This is a genomic window from Faecalicatena contorta (assembly GCF_021531995.1).
Lineage (GTDB): Bacteria > Bacillota > Clostridia > Lachnospirales > Lachnospiraceae > Dorea_A > Dorea_A contorta_A.
Genome location: NZ_JAFBIZ010000278.1, coordinates 1 through 792, shown reverse-complemented (window position 1 = coordinate 792; position 792 = coordinate 1). Strand labels below are relative to the sequence as shown.

2 protein-coding genes are annotated in these 792 nt (G+C 30.6%); both read left to right on the top strand.

The features are described 5' to 3' along the window. Window positions 1-308 (top strand): glycosyltransferase (locus JQM82_RS15925; RefSeq protein ID WP_235251397.1); only part of this gene is annotated, 308 nt, incomplete at its 5' end. A gap of 14 nt (window positions 309-322) precedes the next feature. After that, a partial coding sequence (locus JQM82_RS15920) for a coenzyme F420 hydrogenase/dehydrogenase beta subunit N-terminal domain-containing protein (RefSeq protein ID WP_235251395.1) occupies window positions 323-792 on the top strand: 470 nt, incomplete at its 3' end.

Below are 792 nucleotides of genomic sequence, written 5' to 3'. Positions count from 1 at the left end.
CGTCTATAGACATACTGTTACTTCCTTCCTTATATGAAGGATTTCCTGTTGTTGCTCTTGAAATACAAGCTGCAGGAAAACCGGCTTTGTTTTCAGATCAAATTGATTCGTCGTCAAAAATAACTGATCTTGTTCACTTTGTTTCATTAAAAAAAAGCAATTCAGATTGGGCGAAAGCAATTGATTATGTATTAAAATCGTATAATAATATTGATTTTAAACACGAATTAACAGCAGCCGGATATAACATAAATGAAGAGATAAAGAAATTGGATTATTTGTATCGACAATTTATAAAAAATATATAAGGGTATTAAAAGTGATGTTAAGAAACAAGCAAAATTGTGTTGGTTGTAGTGCATGTATCCAAATATGTCCTCAAAAATGTATTTCTTTTGAAATAGATGAAGAAGGATTTTGGTATCCAGAAGTAAATAGTGCAAATTGCATTCATTGTGAGATGTGTAAAAAAATATGCCCGACAATTAATGCCAAAAAAAAGTCAGAAGCTTTAATTAATTGCCTGGTTGGTTATGCAAAAGATAATTATATTCGAAAACACAGTTCGTCGGGCGGTGTGTTTTCTATCCTTGCGAAAGAGATTATAAAAAATAATGGGGTTGCATATGGTGCGTCTTTTGATCAAAGTTATTCTGTTCATCATATACGAATTGATAAAAGCGAAGAATTAGTAAAATTGCGAGGAAGTAAATATCTTCAAAGTCGTATTGAAAATACATATGAAGAATGCAAAATTGATCTTGAAAATAATACATATGTATTGTTTAGTGG